Source organism: Pandoraea sp. SD6-2 (assembly GCF_000389825.1).
Taxonomy (GTDB): domain Bacteria; phylum Pseudomonadota; class Gammaproteobacteria; order Burkholderiales; family Burkholderiaceae; genus Pandoraea; species Pandoraea communis.
This window is the reverse complement of sequence record NZ_KB944452.1, coordinates 220,414-235,516: the sequence shown is the minus strand read 5'-3', so window position 1 is coordinate 235,516 and position 15,103 is coordinate 220,414. Positions and strand designations below refer to the sequence as shown.

At 61.0% G+C, this 15,103-nt stretch carries 17 protein-coding genes; 7 read left to right on the top strand and 10 right to left on the bottom strand.

What is annotated here, in order from left to right:
* Positions 1 to 17: 17 nt before the first annotated feature.
* The 4 genes from C266_RS16035 to C266_RS16020 form a co-directional block, all read right to left on the bottom strand.
* Positions 18 to 428 (bottom strand): DUF192 domain-containing protein, encoded by a 411-nt coding sequence (locus C266_RS16035; protein ID WP_051126370.1) that lies wholly within the window; start codon positions 426 to 428, stop codon positions 18 to 20.
* Between the two features lie 204 nt (positions 429 to 632).
* A complete protein-coding gene (locus tag C266_RS16030; protein ID WP_010807129.1) occupies positions 633 to 839 on the bottom strand; it encodes a hypothetical protein in 207 nt (68 codons plus the stop codon).
* A 127-nt stretch (positions 840 to 966) separates the two neighbouring features.
* On the bottom strand, positions 967 to 1,191 hold the full coding sequence (locus C266_RS16025; RefSeq protein WP_010807128.1) for a hypothetical protein: 225 nt from the start codon (positions 1,189 to 1,191) through the stop codon (positions 967 to 969).
* A 52-nt stretch (positions 1,192 to 1,243) separates the two neighbouring features.
* Positions 1,244 to 1,834, bottom strand: a complete 591-nt coding sequence (locus C266_RS16020; protein ID WP_010807127.1) for a pseudouridine synthase — start codon at positions 1,832 to 1,834, stop codon at positions 1,244 to 1,246.
* Between the two features lie 277 nt (positions 1,835 to 2,111).
* Here C266_RS16020 and icd point away from each other — a divergent pair, with 277 nt between their 5' ends.
* Positions 2,112 to 3,365 (top strand): NADP-dependent isocitrate dehydrogenase, encoded by a 1,254-nt coding sequence (gene icd, locus C266_RS16015; protein ID WP_010807126.1) that lies wholly within the window; start codon positions 2,112 to 2,114, stop codon positions 3,363 to 3,365.
* A 99-nt stretch (positions 3,366 to 3,464) separates the two neighbouring features.
* Here the strand turns inward: icd and C266_RS16010 are convergent, their stop codons facing one another.
* Both C266_RS16010 and C266_RS16005 read right to left on the bottom strand, forming a co-directional pair.
* Positions 3,465 to 3,893 carry a hypothetical protein gene (locus tag C266_RS16010; protein ID WP_144265843.1) on the bottom strand — a complete coding sequence of 143 codons (429 nt, stop codon included), beginning with the start codon at positions 3,891 to 3,893 and terminating at the stop codon, positions 3,465 to 3,467.
* 160 nt (positions 3,894 to 4,053) lie between these two features.
* Entirely contained in the window at positions 4,054 to 4,965 is a 912-nt protein-coding gene (locus C266_RS16005; protein WP_010807124.1) for a LysR family transcriptional regulator, read from the bottom strand.
* 162 nt (positions 4,966 to 5,127) lie between these two features.
* Here C266_RS16005 and C266_RS16000 point away from each other — a divergent pair, with 162 nt between their 5' ends.
* The 4 genes from C266_RS16000 to C266_RS15985 all read left to right on the top strand — a co-directional run bounded on the left by C266_RS16000 (position 5,128) and on the right by C266_RS15985 (position 8,326).
* The gene (locus C266_RS16000) at positions 5,128 to 6,141 is read left to right on the top strand and encodes a 2Fe-2S iron-sulfur cluster-binding protein (protein ID WP_010807123.1); all 1,014 of its coding nucleotides are present in this window, start codon (positions 5,128 to 5,130) and stop codon (positions 6,139 to 6,141) included.
* A gap of 174 nt (positions 6,142 to 6,315) precedes the next feature.
* Positions 6,316 to 7,512 (top strand): aromatic ring-hydroxylating dioxygenase subunit alpha, encoded by a 1,197-nt coding sequence (locus C266_RS15995; RefSeq protein ID WP_051126368.1) that lies wholly within the window; start codon positions 6,316 to 6,318, stop codon positions 7,510 to 7,512.
* Positions 7,513 to 7,524: 12 nt separating this feature from the next.
* Positions 7,525 to 7,998: an aromatic-ring-hydroxylating dioxygenase subunit beta gene (locus tag C266_RS15990; protein WP_010807121.1), complete on the top strand. Its 474-nt coding sequence runs from the start codon at positions 7,525 to 7,527 to the stop codon at positions 7,996 to 7,998.
* A 13-nt stretch (positions 7,999 to 8,011) separates the two neighbouring features.
* Positions 8,012 to 8,326 carry a non-heme iron oxygenase ferredoxin subunit gene (locus C266_RS15985; protein WP_010807120.1) on the top strand — a complete coding sequence of 105 codons (315 nt, stop codon included), beginning with the start codon at positions 8,012 to 8,014 and terminating at the stop codon, positions 8,324 to 8,326.
* A 578-nt stretch (positions 8,327 to 8,904) separates the two neighbouring features.
* Here C266_RS15985 and cspD read toward each other — a convergent pair.
* Entirely contained in the window at positions 8,905 to 9,111 is a 207-nt protein-coding gene (gene cspD / locus C266_RS15980) for a cold shock domain-containing protein CspD (protein ID WP_010807119.1), read from the bottom strand.
* 441 nt (positions 9,112 to 9,552) lie between these two features.
* Here cspD and clpS point away from each other — a divergent pair, with 441 nt between their 5' ends.
* Complete coding sequence (gene clpS / locus C266_RS15975) at positions 9,553 to 9,867, top strand: ATP-dependent Clp protease adapter ClpS (RefSeq protein ID WP_010807118.1); 315 nt, start codon at positions 9,553 to 9,555, stop codon at positions 9,865 to 9,867.
* Positions 9,864 to 12,161, top strand: a complete 2,298-nt coding sequence (gene clpA, locus C266_RS15970; protein WP_010807117.1) for an ATP-dependent Clp protease ATP-binding subunit ClpA — start codon at positions 9,864 to 9,866, stop codon at positions 12,159 to 12,161. The genes clpS and clpA overlap by 4 nt, the downstream gene beginning before the upstream one ends.
* A gap of 89 nt (positions 12,162 to 12,250) precedes the next feature.
* Here clpA and dut read toward each other — a convergent pair whose 3' ends face one another.
* The 3 genes from dut to C266_RS15955 all read right to left on the bottom strand — a co-directional run bounded on the left by dut (position 12,251) and on the right by C266_RS15955 (position 15,084).
* Positions 12,251 to 12,697: a dUTP diphosphatase gene (gene dut / locus C266_RS15965; RefSeq protein ID WP_010807116.1), complete on the bottom strand. Its 447-nt coding sequence runs from the start codon at positions 12,695 to 12,697 to the stop codon at positions 12,251 to 12,253.
* A gap of 71 nt (positions 12,698 to 12,768) precedes the next feature.
* On the bottom strand, positions 12,769 to 13,809 hold the full coding sequence (locus C266_RS15960) for an LLM class flavin-dependent oxidoreductase (protein WP_010807115.1): 1,041 nt from the start codon (positions 13,807 to 13,809) through the stop codon (positions 12,769 to 12,771).
* Between the two features lie 54 nt (positions 13,810 to 13,863).
* On the bottom strand, positions 13,864 to 15,084 hold the full coding sequence (locus tag C266_RS15955) for an MFS transporter (RefSeq protein WP_081636307.1): 1,221 nt from the start codon (positions 15,082 to 15,084) through the stop codon (positions 13,864 to 13,866).
* Positions 15,085 to 15,103 lie beyond the last annotated feature (19 nt).

The window sequence follows — 15,103 nt, the reverse complement described above, 5'->3', positions numbered from 1 at the left end:
CCGTCGAATGCACGGGGTCAGCGCGGCAAGCCCGAAATCTTCGCGCCCGGGCCGAGATTCTTGCTCTTGAACCAGCCCAGATTCATTTCCAGCGCATAGCGCACCGCCGCACGCGGGCAGTGATTGTCTTCGGTCTGTGGCGCCATGTCTTCGATGTTCACGATCGTGCCATCGTCGGCAAGAAATGCGATGGACAACGGCAGATTGGTATTTTTCATCCAGAAGCAATGACCGGCGCGTTGTTCGAACACGAACAGCATGCCGGCGTTGGCGGGCATTGTCGTGCGATACATCAGGCCTTGTTCGCGGTCTGCCTCATTGGCGGCGACTTCGGCCTTGATGAGGTACATGCCGGCAGAGAGCTGAACGGTCGGGAACTGCCCGGGCTGCTTGATTTGCGCGGCGGCGCTCACTGGCGCGAGTGCCATGACGGCAGCGGTGGTGGCAAACGTGGCGCTGGCGGCGAGCGCGGCCAGTTGACGCGAAATCCGGATCACAAACGGCTCCTGGGACGATCGGGGGAACGTCAGATACGTGGCGGATCATTGTAGCCGCCGGACGAAAAAAAAGCAGGTTGCATAAGCAACCTGCTTATTACCGTACGTTGCGCGGCAAGCCGCGCAGCGCGGTACTTACTTGCTGGCAGCAGCCGGAGCTTCAGCAGCGGCAGCCTTCTTAGCCGACTTCTTGGTCGACTTCTTGTGCGACGACTTCTTCTTGGCAGCCGGCTTGCTAGCAGCGGCCGGAGCAGCAGCAGCGTCAGTGGCCGGAGCCGATGCTTGGGCGAAAACGCCAGTTGCGAAAAGGCCAGCGACCAGGGCAGCGATCAGTTTTTTCATGACATTCCTCGTTGAAGCTCGATGTTGGGGTGGTGTACTCGTTGACCCGCGAAGTGAGTCATTTCCTTTAACGTCCGTTCAGGACATCGGTTGACAACTCACCTGCGGATTTTTTCAAAAACTAGTATTACGGCTTGTTACCGACGGGCGGCTGGGTCATCGCCTTCTTGCCCGACTTCTTGTGATGATGCTTCTTGTGTGTGGCCTTCTTCGCCGGGGCAGCCTGATCAGCAGGCGCTGCTGCTGCAGGCGCCGCCGGGGCGACAGGCGCCGTAGCCGGCGCCGATTGTTGGGCCATCGCGGCGCCGGACACAATCAGGCCGGCGGTCAGTGCGAGCAGCAGTTTGTTCATGACTTGGTTTCCTCGTTTCAGTTAGTGGTGCGTATGTTGCGCACCTGTTCCCTCAACGAGATGAACGACTGCGAGGTTGACCGGAAAGTGTAAGTATTTGTTGCGGTAGTTCGCACCATTGGCCCGGCGCGAGGTTCAATGCAAAGACGTCGACCGGACCGATGGCGACGCGGACCAGCCGCAGGGTCGGTTTGCCGACGGCGGCGGTCATGCGTCTGACCTGACGGTTCTTGCCTTCCACGAGCGTGATCTCCAGCCAATGCGTCGGGATGTTTGCCCGATAGCGGATCGGTGGATGACGCGGCCATAGACTGGCTGGCTCAGGGATTTCCCGCGCCTGGCACGGCAGTGTGACGAAGTCACCCAGATCGAGACCGCCACGCAGCCGCGCAACGGCCGCTTCGTCGTACGCACCTTCCACCTGCGCCCAATAGGTCTTTGGGAGCTTGCGTTCCGGCTCGGCGATGCGTGCTTGCAGGCGGCCGTCGTCGGTGAGCAGCAGGAGTCCTTCGCTGTCGGCATCCAGGCGTCCCGCCGGATAGACCCCCGGACGTGTCACACATTCGGCGAGCGTGGAACGCGTCGGGTGCGGCGAAAACTGGCAAATCGTACCGAAGGGCTTGTTGAGCGCGAGAAGTGTCATACCGGGGGAAGAAAATCGGAAATTGCCGAGACAGCGATGTGCGATATTGCATGGCGTCTCCGAATACCCGAACGCATGACGCGATGACTCGCTCCTCTGGTCAGCCCCGACATGTTAATGCATAATCGAAAACATAAGTCTTATATCTTATATAAGACTTGATCTGCGTCACATGCATTCACTGGCGCTATGACTACAATAGGGCGGAGATGCGTCGAGCGGTCACTCCTCATCCGGTTCGATGCGCGCAGTCCGATCCATCAATTGGAGCCCCACCATGTCGTATCAGCACATCAAGGTCCCGGCAGGCGAGAAGATCACGGTCAACAAGGATTTCTCACTGAACGTGCCGGACAATCCGATCATCCCGTACATCGAGGGCGACGGCACGGGCGTGGATATTACGCCGGTAATGCTCAAGGTTGTCGATGCCGCCGTGGAGAAGGCATACGGCGGCAAGCGCAAGATCCGTTGGATGGAAATCTATGCGGGCGAAAAGTCGACGCGTATCTATGGCCCGGACGTGTGGTTGCCCGACGAGACGCTTCAGGCCGTGAAGGACTATGTCGTGTCGATCAAGGGGCCGCTGACGACGCCGGTGGGGGGCGGTATCCGTTCGCTCAACGTGGCAATGCGTCAGCAACTCGACCTGTACGTGTGTCTGCGCCCTGTGCAGTACTTCAAAGGGGTGCCGTCGCCGGTGCGCCACCCCGAGAAGATCAACATGGTGATCTTCCGTGAGAACTCCGAAGACATCTATGCGGGAATCGAATGGGAAGCGGAGTCGGCCGAGGCGAAGAAGCTGATCGCGTTCCTGCAAAGTGAAATGGGGGTGAGCAAGATCCGCTTTCCGCAGACCTCGGGCATCGGCATCAAGCCGGTGTCGCGCGAAGGCACGGAACGATTGGTGCGCAAGGCCATTCAGTACGCGATCGACAACAATCGCGACACGGTCACGCTCGTGCACAAGGGCAACATCATGAAGTTCACGGAAGGGGCGTTCCGCGATTGGGGCTACGCACTTGCCAAAAAGGAATTCGGTGCGACGGAGATCGACGGTGGCCCGTGGTGCAAAGTGAAAAACACCAAGACGGGCAAAGACATCATCATCAAGGACTCGATTGCCGACGCCTTCTTGCAACAGATTCTGCTGCGTCCGGCCGAGTACGACGTGATCGCCACGCTCAACCTGAACGGTGACTACATCTCCGACGCACTTGCGGCGCAGGTGGGCGGCATCGGTATCGCACCGGGTGCGAATCTGTCCGATTCGGTCGCGATGTTCGAAGCGACGCACGGCACGGCGCCGAAGTATGCGGGCAAGGACTACGTGAATCCGGGGTCGGAGATCCTCTCGGCAGAAATGATGCTGCGGCATATGGGCTGGACGGAAGCGGCGGATCTGATCATCGCGTCCATGGAAAAGTCGATCCTGTCGAAGAAGGTGACCTACGACTTCGCTCGCCTGATGGAAGGCGCGACGCAAGTGTCGTGCTCGGGATTTGGCAGCGTGATGATCGAGAATATGTGACGCGTTGCGGGCCTTGTGCCTAACGCGTTAACCCTCGGAAAACCCGGTGTAGCGATGCTTGCCGGGTTTTTTTATTGTCACCCTGAGAGGGGCTGCCCGCTATCGCACGACGATGGTGGTAGTTACGCGATGATCACCCGAGCTGGGCACACGGCTGGTGAATTCACGCGGGAATCCGACGGTCCAGACAACGACGTCCGTGCCTGGCACCTGCCCAGCCTGATACCAGACGATCAGGCCGGGAAAACGCATGGTCTCGCAACGCCGCCCGTCGGGCACCGTGTAGTCGACCCATTCCGGCAAGACTTCACCGAGCGTTGGTGTCGAATCGAGTTGGAATGTCGGCTGGCCAAGAGAGCGGCACAGCACGCTGTAGTTGGGCTGTATCCAGATCGCGATCTTCTGGCCAACGGCAACGCTGACCTCAAGGGTTGGCGGAGGGTATGCCGCTTGCGCCTGCACCGCGCTCGCGCTCAACACGCACGCGATGAACGCCATCGTGCGCAACGTCATTCCTGTGGTGTCCATGGTGGACCTCCCACCCCCTCTGCGGCCGACACGTAGACCTCTTCTCTTGGCCTCTACCAACCATCGGCACGACGCTTTTATTACAGTGCATGCGTGCATGCAACGCAAGGAGCGGATGCGCTAGGTCAGCGTGCCAGGCTTCTCGCGTGTTTTCCATACGTCACTCCGAAAACAGATCGAATAGCAGCGTACGCATCCACTGACTCGCCGGTTCCTGGTGATAGCGTGCATGCCAGAGCAGGTTGATCTGCACTTCCGGCAAATCCAGCGGATGGTCGACGTAACGCAAGCCGAAGTGCCGCGCGCTGCGCTGCGCGAACTTTTCCGTGACGGTCGCGATGAGATCCGTGGCATGCAGGATGTCGGCGAGCGCGACGAAATGCGGCACGCGCAGCCGGATGTTGCGTTGCACGTGGGCGCGCGCCATGAGGTCGTCGACCTGCCCGTGCCCCGTACCAGCGGCGATCACCATGACCTGTTCCGCCCGCTCGAAATCCTCCCGCGCCATGCGTGTCCTTTTCGGTTTGTCGAGCGGATGCCCCGGACGAAACATACACACATACTTCTGCCGGAACAGGCGCCGCTGGAAGAACTCGGCCGTGAGATCGGGCAGATGCCCCACGGCGAGATCCACCTGACCTGCCGCCATCTCTTCGCGCAAATTGACGGCCGTGTTGCGCACCGTGCTGACCGTGATGCCAGGCGCCCGCTCACCGAGCGCGTGCATGAGCTTCGGCAGAAAGTGCACTTCGCCGATGTCCGTCATGGCGATCTGAAACGCGCGCTGACTCGTTGCCGGATCGAAGGCTGGCTGGCGGTTGAAGACACCATGCAACGCGTCCAGCGCGGTTGCCACCGGAGCGGCCAGTTCGATCGCCATCGGCGTTGGCAGCATGCCCCGCGAAGTACGGATGAATAGCTCGTCGTTGAACAACTTGCGTAGCCGCGCGAGCGAATTGCTGACCGCAGGTTGCGTAACGCCAAGGGCTTCCGCGACGCGGGAAACGCGTCTCGCGTTGTACAGATGCTGGAAGACCACCAGCAGGTTCAGGTCGACGGAATGCAGGTCCATGGGGCGACATGTCTCGGCGAGCAGTGAAATCACTGAAATTTATGGGCGATATAAACGAGATTCTATTGGCTTATATCGCGGGTTGCGCGATGCTTCCTGAAAACGGCGTTTGAACGCCAGATGCGGCGCCCGGCGAGCGCTGTCATAACGGAGACAATCCCCATGCAAGTACACGTGCAGCCGCTTGGCGAGCGCCTTGACGTCGCGCCCGGCGACAACCTGCTGAAAGCGCTTACCGATCGTCAGATCCCGATTTCGTACAGTTGTTTGTCCGGGCGCTGCGGCACTTGCCGCTGCCGGGTGATCTCGGGGGACGTGCAGGAAGCCAAAGGCGTTGAATACCGTCACCACGACGACAATGCGGACCCGGCGCGGTATGTGCTGGCTTGTCAGTCCACCTTGCATGGCGATTGCGAGATCGAGTTGCCGGAGGTGGACGAAGTCGTCGTGCATCCCGCCAGGATCCTCAAGGCGACGGTGCTCGCCGTCGAACCGCTGACGCACGACATCAGGCGTCTGGTGCTCAAGCCCGCGAAGCCGCTCAGTTTCTCGCCCGGTCAGTACGCCACGCTGCAATTCACGCCCGCGCATATCCGCCCTTACTCGATGGCCGGACTCGACGCCGACGACACGCTCGAATTCCACATTCGCCGGGTGCCTGGCGGTGCCGTCACCGGCTACGTAGACGAGCAACTCAAGGTGGGCGATGCCGTGCGGGTGTCGGGGCCGCTTGGGACTTCGTATCTGCGTACGCGTCACGACGGCCCGATGCTCTGCGTTGCCGGGGGCACCGGGCTTGCGCCTGTGCTGTCGATCGTGCGTGGCGCGCTCGCGCGTGGCATGACCAACCGCATCGAAATCTATGTCGGTGCGCGCTCGCTGGCAGACGTGTACGGCCTCGCGTGGCTGCATGAACTCGCGTCGCAACACGACGGCATTCGTCTGCATGTCGTGACGACTACCGGTACGCCGGGGCAAGCGGATCACGCGTTCCGTCTGGGGCATGTCACCGACGCGCTCGCGGCCGACTACACCGCACCCGATGCGCTGGCCGGCTGGCGTGCGTACCTCTGCGGTGCACCACCGATGGTCGACGCCGCCACGCGGCTTCTGCGCAAGCGCGGCATCGATGGTGCACATATCTATGCCGACGCGTTCTACGCGAAGGTGGCATGACGGAGCGGGCATTTCCCGCAGGTTCATGTGCCTCCCGTTCCCTTGTATTGCCCGCATTCCCCGCATCCCCCTCAGGAGACGATCGTGAGTACAACACCGCAGACCGGGTTCGACCCGGCGCAGTCCGCCGGCGCTGAGCCTTCGGATCTCTGGCCTGCCGAGGGCTCGAGCCGCATTCCCTTTCGCGTCTACACCGACGCGCAACTCTATCGGCGCGAGCTGGACGAGTGCTTCTATCGCAATCACTGGAACTACGTTGCTCTGGAAGCCGAAGTGCCGAATCCGGGCGATTTCAAACGCACGGTGATTGGCGAGCGCTCCGTCATCGTGACGCGCGACGCGTCGGGTGAGGTCAACGTCGTGGAAAACATCTGTGCGCATCGCGGTATGAAGTTCTGCCGCGAAAAACGGGGTAATCGCACGGACTTTCATTGTCCGTATCACCAGTGGAACTACGACCTGAAGGGCAATCTGCAAGGTGTGCCGTTCCGGCGCGGCGTGAAGCAGGACGGCAAGGTCAACGGCGGCATGCCGAAGGACTTCAGGCCGGAAGATCACGGCCTTACCAAACTGAAGGTCGCCACGCGTGGTGGCGTGATTTTCGCGTCGTTCGATCACGACGTGGAATCGCTCGAAGATTTTCTCGGCCCGGATATCTGCGCGTACTTCGACCGTCTGTTCGATGGCAGGAAGCTGAAACTCCTCGGCTACAACAAGCAGCGAATTCCGGGGAACTGGAAGCTGATGCAGGAGAACATCAAAGATCCGTATCACCCGGGCCTTCTGCACACATGGTTTGTGACGTTCGGCTTGTGGCGTGCGGATAACAAGTCGCGTTTGGTGATGGACGAACACGGACGGCACGCCGCAATGATCTCCACGCGCGGGCAGGGCGGTGGCGGCGAGGTGACATCGGGGGTGTCGAGCTTCAAGGCGTCGATGTCGCTCAACGACATGCGCTTTCTCGACATCGTGCAGGAAGACTGGTGGAAGGGGCCGACGGCAGTGCTCATGACACTCTTTCCCGGCGTGATCCTGCAACAGCAGGTCAACTCGGTGTCGACGCGTCATATCCAGCCGCGCGGACCCGATGCATTCGATTTCGTCTGGACGCATTTCGGCTTCGAAGACGACACCGAGGAAATGACGCAGCGCCGTTTGCGTCAGGCAAATCTGTTCGGGCCGGCCGGCTTCGTGTCGGCCGACGACGGCGAGGCGATCGAGTGCTCGCAGGAGGGCTTCGCGCAAAAGCCATGGCATCGCGCGATCGCCGAATTGGGCGGCACCGGTGTGGAGAACACCGACCACATGGTCACGGAAACCCTGATTCGCGGCATGTACGCCTATTGGCGCCGCGTCATGGGCGTTTGAGGAGGCGACACGATGGTGGACTTTGCAACGTTTCAGGCCGTGATCGAACTCAATGCCGCCTATGCGGCGGCGCTCGATGCGCAGCAATGGGATGCCTGGCCCGACTTCTTTCTCGACGACTGCGTGTACCGCATTCAGCCGCGCGAGAACTTCGACATGGGGTTGCCGCTGGCCACGCTGTCGTTCGAGAGCAAGGGGATGCTGCGCGATCGCATCTACGGCATTCGCGACACGCTGTTTCACGACCCGTACTACCAGCGTCACGTGATCGGACTGCCCGCCATCCGGCAGCTTGATGACGACACGCTGCGCGTCGAAGCCAACTACGCGGTGTTTCGCACGAAGCCGGATCAACTCACCGACATCCTGTCGGTCGGGCGCTATCTGGATGTGCTCAAACGAACCGGCGACGGATGGAAGTTCGCGTCGCGCCAATGCATATTTGACAGCGAGATGATTCCTAACTCGCTGATCTACCCCATTTGAAGCGAGGAACATCATGAGCGGTAACTGGATCGAGGCGGCGTCGCGTGACGCGATTCCCGAGGACGATGTGATCGGCGTGATCGTGGCGGGGCGGGACGTTGCCCTGTACGGGGTAGACGGCGAAGTGTTCGCAACCGATAACGTGTGCACTCACGGAAACGCGCGTCTGTGTGATGGGTTTCTGGAGGGGCATGAGATCGAGTGCCCGCTGCATCAAGGGAAATTCGACGTGCGGACCGGCGCAGCCATGTGCGCGCCGCTCACTGAGGCCGTGAAAACCTATCCGATTCGGATCGAGGCCGACAAGGTCTACGTCGATCTGGGCTGACGGGACTGCCGTCGCTGGGCTGGCGTCGTGTCCACATTAGTGGAAGCCGTCCAAACGGGGCGCCTGCGGGCGGCCCGTCGCATTTGCACGACGGGAGGCGGCCGTCTGTGGGGGCGGCCTGATGCGTGTCCGGGCAGGAGGATTCGGCTGGATCATTTGTGCCATATGTGAAACAAACGGTCAGTCTTGCCGTGCCCCCGGCCGCTGCCGGTTTCGCTTTGGGTGTCGTTATAAAGACGATTTCTTCGCGGTGCCCGGTGTATGACTTCATGAAACCGGTTGAGCATGCGACTGCGTAGGAATACTTAGTCGGTCCGGCGAATTGCGTAATTGATTTCCGCAACTCAGGAGTGCCGGGCATTATTTTAATAACGGAGTGGAATATTGCGGTTAATGAAAATTTATAAGAGATTAAACGCAGTTAAATTTCGAGAAGTTCAGGGGGCGGAGCGGAAAGTTGCGTTCTATTTTGCATCCAAAAACGGATCCAAAATGTTTCACCATGGTGCGTGCATTGTTGCGATGCAATAAAAAACCCGGCCGAAGCCGGGTTTCTAATGCATCGAACGGCGCTACTCTCAGGCAGCCGCCTGGATGTTCGAAGCCTGCTTGCCCTTCGGGCCTTGGACGACCTCGAACTGCACCTTCTGACCTTCCTTGAGGGTCTTGAAACCATTCATCTGGATCGCCGAGAAGTGAGCGAACAGATCTTCGCCACCCTCATCCGGCGTGATGAAACCAAAACCCTTGGCGTCGTTAAACCATTTGACCGTACCGGTTGCCATACAAACTTCCCCTAAACAATTACGACTACTACATATCACCGCAACAACGAGCACATCTGAAAAACCCGCCGGCTGGCGGCGGCTTCTTAGGCTCACCCAGGCATCTTTTCTTTTAAAACACTTATAGAGGAAAAGCGCCACGATGATTGTTTTCGCTAACTGCCAATAGTGTCAAGCCCTTTTTGAACGATAGAAGTTGTGTTCGATCAGGTTTTACCCTTATGCCTGGGCGTGTATATAGCGTGCAGAGACACGCCCTTGAAATTTGGGTTAAGCTGACTCATATGGGTGTGGCACCCCCGATGGTCGGGGCTGCGGCGCCTTGCTGGACAACGCGCGCGCCGATCGGCGAGTGTTGGCATTCCGGTGGACTACCGGACGGCAGGCGGCAATAGGGGCTCCGATTGCTTCCTGCGCCCGGGAGTTGTTTAGAATCCACGTATGGCAACCTTACCGACAACGCATGACGACACCGTACAGGAGCGGCAAGAGCAGCAGCTCAAGCCGCCATCGATGTACAAGGTGGTACTGTTGAATGACGATTTCACCCCGATGGAATTCGTGGTGATGGTCATTCAGGAATATTTTAATAAGGACCGGGAGTCTGCAACGCAGATCATGCTCAAGGTTCACCGTGAGGGCAGGGGAGTTTGTGGGGTCTTTACGCGCGACGTCGCGGCGACCAAAGTTGAGCAAGTTGTTAGCCATGCAAGGCAGTCCGGGCACCCGCTGCAGTGCGTGATGGAGGAAGCATGATTGCCCAGGAATTGGAAGTCAGCCTGCACATGGCGTTTATGGAAGCGCGCCAGGCACGACACGAATTCATTACGGTCGAGCACCTGTTGCTTGCCCTCTTGGATAACCCGACCGCTGCCGAAGTGTTGCGCGCCTGCGCGGCAAATCTCGACGATTTGCGGCAGAACCTGCGCAACTTCATCGCCGACAATACGCCGACGGTGCCGGGTAGCGATGAGGTCGACACACAGCCCACGCTTGGTTTCCAGCGCGTGATTCAACGCGCCATCATGCACGTGCAATCCACTTCCAACGGTAAGAAGGAAGTCACGGGTGCGAACGTGCTGGTCGCCATCTTCGGTGAAAAGGACTCCCATGCCGTCTACTACCTGCAACAGCAGGGCGTGACGCGTCTGGACGTCGTCAATTTCATCTCCCACGGCATTACCAAGACCGGCGCGTCCGGCGAGTCGGCCAAAGCCGGCGAAGGGAGTGCCGAGGGTGAAGAGGGCGCCAACACCAAGGAAAGCCCGCTCGCGCAGTACACCCAGAACCTTAACCAGATGGCGCGCGACGGCAAGATCGATCCGCTCATCGGCCGCGAACCGGAAGTCGAGCGCGTGGTGCAGGTACTGTGCCGCCGCCGCAAGAATAATCCGCTGCTCGTCGGCGAAGCCGGTGTAGGCAAGACGGCCATCGCCGAGGGCCTCGCCTGGCGCGTGACGCGCGGCGAAGTGCCCGAGATTCTGCAGGACGCCACCGTCTACTCGCTGGACATGGGCGCGCTGCTCGCCGGCACCAAGTATCGCGGTGACTTCGAGCAACGCCTGAAGGCCGTGCTCAAGGAACTCAAGGAGCGCAACAATGCGATCCTGTTCATCGACGAAATTCACACGCTGATCGGTGCGGGCGCTGCATCGGGCGGCACGCTCGATGCCTCGAACCTGCTCAAGCCGGCGTTGTCGTCCGGGCAGCTCAAGTGCATCGGTGCGACGACCTTTACCGAATATCGCGGCATCTTCGAAAAGGACGCGGCACTGTCGCGCCGTTTCCAGAAGATCGACGTGAACGAGCCGACCGTCGAACAGACCGTGCAGATTCTGCGTGGGCTGAAGTCGCGTTTCGAAGAGCACCACGGCGTGAAGTACTCGTCGAGTGCGCTTTCGGCGGCTGCCGAGTTGTCCGCCAAGTTCATTACCGACCGTCACCTGCCTGACAAGGCCATCGACGTGATCGACGAAGCCGGTGCCGCTCAGCGCATTCTGCCGAAGTCCAAGCAGAAGAAGACGATCGGCAAGGGCGAGATCGAAGAGATCGTCTCGAAGATTGCGCGTATTCCGGCGCAGAGCGTGTCGGCGGATGACCGCGGCAAGCTCCAGACGCTCGACCGCGACCTGAAGAGCGTGGTGTTCGGTCAGGACCCGGCCATCGACGCCTTGTCCGCCGCGATCAAGATGTCGCGTGCCGGGCTGGGCAAGACGGATAAGCCGATCGGCGCCTTCCTGTTCTCGGGTCCGACCGGTGTGGGCAAGACCGAAGTCGCCAAGCAACTCGCGTTCACGCTGGGCATCGAACTGATTCGCTTCGACATGTCGGAGTACATGGAGCGTCACGCGGTGAGCCGTTTGATTGGCGCGCCGCCGGGCTATGTCGGTTTCGATCAGGGCGGCTTGCTGACCGAGGCGATCACGAAGAAGCCGCACTGCGTGCTGTTGCTCGACGAAATCGAGAAGGCGCATCCGGACATCTTCAACGTGCTGCTTCAGGTGATGGATCACGGCACGCTGACGGACAACAATGGTCGCAAGGCAGATTTCCGCAACGTCATCATCATCATGACGACCAACGCGGGCGCCGAGACGATCAACCGGGCGAGCATCGGCTTCACGAACGAGCGTCAGGCCGGCGACGAAATGGCCGATATCAAGCGCATGTTCACGCCGGAGTTCCGTAACCGTCTGGACGCGATCATCAGCTTCAAGCCGCTCGATGAGCAGATCATCCTGCGCGTGGTCGACAAGTTCCTCATCCAGTTGGAGGACCAACTGCACGAGAAGAAGGTCGAAGTGGTCTTCAGCGACAAGCTGCGGGCTTTCCTCGCGAAGAAGGGCTTCGATCCGCTCATGGGGGCGCGTCCGATGCAGCGTCTGATTCAGGACACGATCCGTCGCGCACTGGCCGACGAATTGCTGTTCGGGCGTCTGACCAGCGGTGGCCGGGTCACGGTGGATCTGGACGAGCACGATCAGGTGCAACTGTCCTTCCCCGAGGACGGCAACACCCGTGCACAGCCGGAAGCTGCCGAAGTCGAGTAATCCTCAACGCTATTTGCAGCAAAAAAAGCGCCGCTTCATGCGGCGCTTTTCTTTTTGTGACGGCGTGCGGTTGACGCAGCGGCGTGACGTCAGTGCTTGCCGGTGCTGCCGAAGCCACCGGCACCGCGATCGCTCTCGGGAAATTCATCCACGATATTGAATTCGGCCTGTACGACCGGCACGATCACGAGTTGCGCCAGACGCTCGAACGGATTGAGCACGAAGGGCTCGTTGCCGCGGTTCCAGGTCGAGACCATCAACTGGCCTTGGTAATCCGAGTCGATCAGCCCGACCAGATTGCCAAGCACGATGCCATGCTTATGGCCGAGGCCCGAGCGAGGGAGAATCAGCGCGGCATAGCCCGAATCGGCCAGATGGATCGCCAGCCCGGTGGGCACGAGCACGGTCTGTCCGGGGGCGATGGTCAGCGGCGCGTCGAGGCAGGCACGCAGATCAAGCCCGGCGCTGCCCGGCGTGGCATAGGCGGGCAACTGCGAGCGCAGGCGTTCGTCGAGAATCTTGACGTCGAGTTTCATGGCGTTATGGCGTTGGAAAAGGCGTAATCGGTCGAAAATTCGTTCGGGGAGGCGGCGCGCTCAGAGGGCGCTCAATCGCCATCGGGCGCGCGCAGCGAGAACGCTTGCGCGAGTAATTCGTGAGAACGCAGGCGGGCACGGTAGCTACCGGCCACGGTCAACACGACGATCTCGTCGGCCTCGAACTGTTCCTGCAATTCCATCACGCGCGCGGTGACGCGCTCCGGGGTGCCGATGATACTACGCGGCTTCTCACGCGCGATGACGGACAACTCCCGGTCACGATATTGCGGTTTCGCTTCGGCACCCTGTTCGATGCTCGGAATCGGCTCGTTCATGCCGTACGCCATCTGCACGCGACGCAGATCGACACCGGCTTCCAGTGCTTCGGCCTCTGCGTCGGTATCGGCGCAGATGACAAAGAGCGCCACTGAGCAGTAGGGTTTTTCAAGTTGTCCCGGCGTGAAGCGTTCGCGATACGCCTGTGTCACGCGATGGCCGTAGTGCGCGTTGATGAAGTGCGCGAAGCAGTATCGCAGGCCAAGCTGTGCGGCGAGCAGGCCGCCGAATTCGCTCGATCCGAGCACCCACAACTCGGGGCGCGTTTCTATCGCCGGTTGCAGCAGTACCCCACGGTAAGGATGATCGTCGGCCAGTGTGCCGCCGAACAAGCCCGCCAGCTCGGCGACCTGTTGCGGGAAGTTCTCGCCTGCATCGTAAGGCCCTTTCGCGACGGCGCGCGCCGTGCGCATGTCGCCACCGGGCGCGCGTCCTACACCCAGGTCGATTCGATTCGGGAACAGCGCCTCCAGCATCAGAAATTGTTCGGCCAGCTTGAACGGGCTGTAGTACGGCAGCATGACACCGCCGGAGCCGACCCGAAGGCGCTTCGTCACGCTGGCCAGCCGCGCGATCATGACTTCCGGCGCCGGGTTTGCAACACCGCGCAGGCCATGATGCTCGGCGCACCAGTAGCGTGTGTAGCCGAGGTCGTCGGCGGCTTGTGCCAGTTCGACGGTCGCCGCGATGGCATCCGCCACGCTATGGCCGTGAATCACAGGTGTCTGGTCGAGGATCGACAGCTTGATACGTGCAGAAGTCGTTGGTGTCATGAGTTCGATGCTCCAGGTCGACGGCACCCGCACGTCGACACCTAGTCGTGAAAATCAGTGACCGCTCCCGGCGGACGCGTCCACCGGTGCCGTGCCGGGGCCTGCATGCGGCAGGCGCGCAATCATCACAATCGCCACGATCCCGCCGAGTGCGCCGCACAGGAAGATCGAGGCATAGCCGAAATAGTTGGCGACAAGGCCGGCCATCGGCCCGATCAGGCCGAGGGCCAGATCGAAGAACGCCGAGTAAGCCGCCAGCGCCGCACCACGATTTTGCGGCGGCACCTGTCGCAAGGCTTCCACGCCCAAGGCGGGGAAGACCAGCGAGAAGCCCACCCCCGTCAGCCCTGCCCCCAGGAGGGCCATATTCGGGCTCACCGCACCCCACAGCAGGAACTGGCCGAGGGCACTGAACACGAGCGAGCCCATGGCGACGCGGCGTCCGCCGAAGCGATCGACCGCGTGCGCTAGCAGAATGCGCATGCCGATAAAGCAGGCGCTGTAGAGCGTCAGCGCGTAGGCGGCCCCGGACCAAGCGTGGCTCGCATAGTACAGCGTGATGAACGCGGCGATGACAGCGTAGCCGATACTCCCCAGCGTCATGGCCAGACCCGGACGCCACACGAGGCCCACGACGCGCAGGAACGGCAGGCGGTGCCCACCGACAGGGGCGGCGGCCGGCAGACGCAGCGCGATGAGGAACGCGACGGCGGGCAGGGCGATATTCACGAGAGAGACCACGGTGAAGCCCGCCGCCTGTAGCAGGTAAGCCCCGAACGGCGCGCCGATGGCGAGCGCCGTGTACATCGACACCCCTTGCCACGAAATGGCCTTGCTCGCGTGAGCCGCACCCAGCAGACCGATGCCCCACGACATGCCACCGGTCAGGATCAGGCTCTCGCCGAAGCCCAGCATCACGCGTCCGGCGATGAGGATGCCCAGCGCGAGCGCGGGGTCCGGCACGATCGACGCGACGAGATACAGCACGCCCGCTGCGGCGCACCCGCACAGGCCGGTGAGCACCGCGCGGCGCGGGCCACGGGTGTCGACCGTGCGTCCGGCGTAAGAGCGCAACAGCAGCGTGACGACCGACTGAATGCCGATGGTCACACCGACAACGAACGAGCCGTAGCCGAGCGTTTCATGGACGTAGACCGGCAGCACGGGCAGCGGCATGCCGATCGTCATGAAGCCGAAGAACATGATCGCGGCGAGCATGCTCAGTGTTCCGTAGACACTGACAACCGGCCGCGCGGTCGTGGGAGGTTGCGTCATTTTGATTGTTATCGTGTGC

What these genes read in the sequence shown, in the direction of transcription:
- C266_RS16025 (WP_010807128.1), bottom strand. Translation starts at nt 1,191, where the DNA reads ATGAACAAACTGCTGCTCGCACTGACCGCCGGCCTGATTGTGTCCGGC.
- C266_RS16030 (WP_010807129.1), bottom strand. Translation starts at nt 839, where the DNA reads ATGAAAAAACTGATCGCTGCCCTGGTCGCTGGCCTTTTCGCAACTGGC.
- C266_RS15985 (WP_010807120.1), top strand. Translation starts at nt 8,012, where the DNA reads ATGAGCGGTAACTGGATCGAGGCGGCGTCGCGTGACGCGATTCCCGAG.
- C266_RS16035 (WP_051126370.1), bottom strand. Translation starts at nt 428, where the DNA reads ATGGCACTCGCGCCAGTGAGCGCCGCCGCGCAAATCAAGCAGCCCGGG.
- C266_RS15960 (WP_010807115.1), bottom strand. Translation starts at nt 13,809, where the DNA reads ATGACACCAACGACTTCTGCACGTATCAAGCTGTCGATCCTCGACCAG.
- dut (WP_010807116.1), bottom strand. Translation starts at nt 12,697, where the DNA reads ATGAAACTCGACGTCAAGATTCTCGACGAACGCCTGCGCTCGCAGTTG.
- C266_RS15990 (WP_010807121.1), top strand. Translation starts at nt 7,525, where the DNA reads ATGGTGGACTTTGCAACGTTTCAGGCCGTGATCGAACTCAATGCCGCC.
- clpA (WP_010807117.1), top strand. Translation starts at nt 9,864, where the DNA reads ATGATTGCCCAGGAATTGGAAGTCAGCCTGCACATGGCGTTTATGGAA.
- clpS (WP_010807118.1), top strand. Translation starts at nt 9,553, where the DNA reads ATGGCAACCTTACCGACAACGCATGACGACACCGTACAGGAGCGGCAA.
- C266_RS15955 (WP_081636307.1), bottom strand. Translation starts at nt 15,084, where the DNA reads ATGACGCAACCTCCCACGACCGCGCGGCCGGTTGTCAGTGTCTACGGA.
- C266_RS16000 (WP_010807123.1), top strand. Translation starts at nt 5,128, where the DNA reads ATGCAAGTACACGTGCAGCCGCTTGGCGAGCGCCTTGACGTCGCGCCC.
- C266_RS16020 (WP_010807127.1), bottom strand. Translation starts at nt 1,834, where the DNA reads ATGACACTTCTCGCGCTCAACAAGCCCTTCGGTACGATTTGCCAGTTT.
- cspD (WP_010807119.1), bottom strand. Translation starts at nt 9,111, where the DNA reads ATGGCAACCGGTACGGTCAAATGGTTTAACGACGCCAAGGGTTTTGGT.
- icd (WP_010807126.1), top strand. Translation starts at nt 2,112, where the DNA reads ATGTCGTATCAGCACATCAAGGTCCCGGCAGGCGAGAAGATCACGGTC.
- C266_RS16010 (WP_144265843.1), bottom strand. Translation starts at nt 3,893, where the DNA reads ATGGACACCACAGGAATGACGTTGCGCACGATGGCGTTCATCGCGTGC.
- C266_RS16005 (WP_010807124.1), bottom strand. Translation starts at nt 4,965, where the DNA reads ATGGACCTGCATTCCGTCGACCTGAACCTGCTGGTGGTCTTCCAGCAT.